The sequence below is a fragment of the Deinococcus pimensis DSM 21231 genome (assembly GCF_000519345.1).
Taxonomy (GTDB): domain Bacteria; phylum Deinococcota; class Deinococci; order Deinococcales; family Deinococcaceae; genus Deinococcus_A; species Deinococcus_A pimensis.
This window is the reverse complement of the sequence record NZ_KI912616.1, coordinates 15,649-18,231: the sequence shown is the minus strand read 5'-3', so window position 1 is coordinate 18,231 and position 2,583 is coordinate 15,649. Positions and strand designations below refer to the sequence as shown.

The 2,583-nt window shown below is 68.5% G+C and carries 2 protein-coding genes; one reads left to right on the top strand and one right to left on the bottom strand.

The annotated features are described in order from the left end of the window. A partial coding sequence (locus DEIPI_RS35140; protein WP_052351542.1) for an N-acetylglucosamine kinase occupies positions 1-664 on the bottom strand: 664 nt, incomplete at its 3' end. 906 nt (positions 665-1,570) lie between these two features. Between DEIPI_RS35140 and DEIPI_RS27295 the strand changes: the two genes are divergently transcribed. Next, complete coding sequence (locus DEIPI_RS27295; RefSeq protein WP_084473836.1) at positions 1,571-2,563, top strand: NAD-dependent epimerase/dehydratase family protein; 993 nt, start codon at positions 1,571-1,573, stop codon at positions 2,561-2,563. The last annotated feature ends 20 nt before the right edge of the window (positions 2,564-2,583 follow it).

Genomic DNA, 2,583 nt, shown 5'->3' with positions numbered 1-2,583 from the left:
CCGCGCGGTCGCCGTCCCGGGCGCAGGCGTCGACCTCCCGCGCGAACGACGCGAGCCGCGCCCTCGCCTGGGCGTGATTCATCAGCTGAAGCGTGACCTCCGCGACCTCACCGACGCCGAAGTGCCTCAGGGTGGCGTCCACGAGACTCGTCGCGCGCGCGCGTCGGTCGTTCGCGAGCGCCGCGACGCGCAGGGCGTGCAGGGCGATCGCGTAGGCGCTCCCCTCGTCGCCCAGGATCGGCCCGAGCCCGCCGAGACGGTCGAGGTGACCGGCGCTGTTCCTGCCGAGCGCCATCGAGCCCGTCCCCGACAGGGCCACGATGCCGGGCGCGCCGAGGTGCGCGCCCACGAGGGCGAGGTACACGTCGTTGTACGCGCGGTGCCGGACGTCCGGATAGAGTCGGCCGAGCAGCTCGACGTGACGGCGTGTCAGGTCGGTGATGTCGCCGTGGCCTGGCAGCCCGAACACCACGCGCAGATCGCTCGCGGGCAGATCACGCAGGACGTCTCGCACCGCTGCCAGCAGCTGGGCGAACGCCTCCTCGCCCACGTCCGGCAGGTAGGCGCCGGGCAGGCGACGCTCCACGACCACCGCGTCCGCGTCGTCGACGGCGAGCAGCGCGGTGTTCGTCGCACCGACGTCCACGCCGACGAGGAAGGGCACGATCCCTCACTCCGCCGTTCCGCGCCGTGGGTGGACGGCGCGGTGGGCGCCCCGGGCTTCTTTGCTGGTCGGCTGGCCTACGGGTCCGACGGTTCCGCTCATGCCGTGTCTCCTGTGAATTCTGCCCGGCCGACGCCTCTGCGGACGGGCGAGGCGGCGGATCGGGTGGACTGGGTGGAACAGGGGAGGATATGCCCAGGGTAAGCAGTCGCTGCCGTCACTGAATGAGGGCCGCATCCACGTTTGTTGGGGCAGATCACATCTGTCTCACGAGGATTGATGATTTGGATCAGGGCTACACTTTGCCACGCAACTCGTCGACAGCTCATCGGCTTCTCAAAGAATGGGGGAAACATGGCGCGCGAGCGGACGAACCACGTACCACACCCATCTGCGCGTCCACCTGGAGCCGGGAGGATGAGCAGGAGTTCGTTCATGAGTGAGGACAACCAGCTCAAGGAGTCCACACGCTAGAACCAGCCGCGCGGCATTGTGCTCTGTTCACCCGCCTCGGTGAGAAGGTAAAAGTGACGCGGCTCTCGTTGTTTCGCTCATTCTTCTAAGACCAAGCTGGGGTCTTCTCATGCTACGGCTTCATTTTACGTGCTGGGGCAGAAATCAATGCTCACGAAAATGAACGTGCATGTCAAGCGGGAATAAAGCCACGCTTCATCCGTGAAGATTCACACACTGATACCGTCAGGACAAGCCAGAAGTTCAAGGCGACTCATCGGAACCGAGTACCGGCAGGCGCGGCCCATCGACCGTACCCACCGACACGTCCACGAGGCGCCCTCCCCGAACGAATCGCGCGATCGGCGCGACGCGTCCTCGCTGTTCCGCATCGCCACGTGGTCCACAACGAGCTTCGACCCCCGAACCGCGTTCGAGGGGATAGGGAGGACTATGCGTCTACTGGTCACCGGCGGAGCGGGGTTCATCGGCAGCCACATCGTCGAGCTCGCACTGGAACACGGCCTGGAGGTCGCCGTGCTCGACGACCTCAGCAACGGCCTCCTCGACAACGTCCCGCGCGACGTTCCCTTCTACCACACCGACCTTCGCGACGCCGACGGGGTCCACGCCGTCCTGAACGACTTCCGTCCCGACGTCATCTCCCACCAGGCCGCCCAGGCCAGCGTGGGCAACAGCATCCGCGACCCCCTGCACGACGCGCAGGTCAACGTCAGCGGCACCCTGCACCTCCTCGAGGCCAGCCGCCGCAGCGGCGTGCGCCGCGTCGTGTTCGCCAGCACCGGAGGCGCCATCTACGGCGAGGTCCGCCCCACCCGCAAGGCCACGCCCCACTGGCCCGCCCAGCCCGAGAGCCCCTACGCCACCAGCAAGCTCGCCTGCGAGGCCTACCTCGCCACGTACGCCCGGCAGTACGGCCTCGAACACGTCATCCTGCGCTACGCCAACGTCTACGGTCCCCGCCAGAATCCGCACGGGGAGGCGGGCGTCATCGCGATCTTCTGCCGCAGCATCCGCGAGGGCGCCCCGCTGCGAATCTACGCGATGAACACCCTGGGGGACGAGGGCTGCATCCGCGACTACGTGTACGTCCGTGACGTGGCGCGCGCCAACGTCAGTGCCGCGCTCGGCAAGCCCCTGCCGCGCATCCTCAACGTCGGCACGGGCCGCGCCACCACCACCAAGGGCCTCGTGCGGACCATGCAGCGCATCTGCCGCCTCGACGTCCGCGTCGACCAGCAGCCGCCCCGCGCCGGGGATCTGCAGCGCTCCGTCCTCGACGCGCTCGACTTCACGACCCACTTCGGCCCGCCCACGCGGCTCTCGGTCGGCCTCGCGGAGACCATGCGCTCGTTCGGGGTCCTCCCCGTCGCGCGCCGCACCCCCGCCGGCGCGGTCCTCACGCCCTCGCTCGCCTCCGACTGACAGCGGTCCTCCGCACCGCG

What these genes read in the sequence shown, in the direction of transcription:
- DEIPI_RS27295 (WP_084473836.1), top strand. Translation starts at nt 1,571, where the DNA reads ATGCGTCTACTGGTCACCGGCGGAGCGGGGTTCATCGGCAGCCACATC.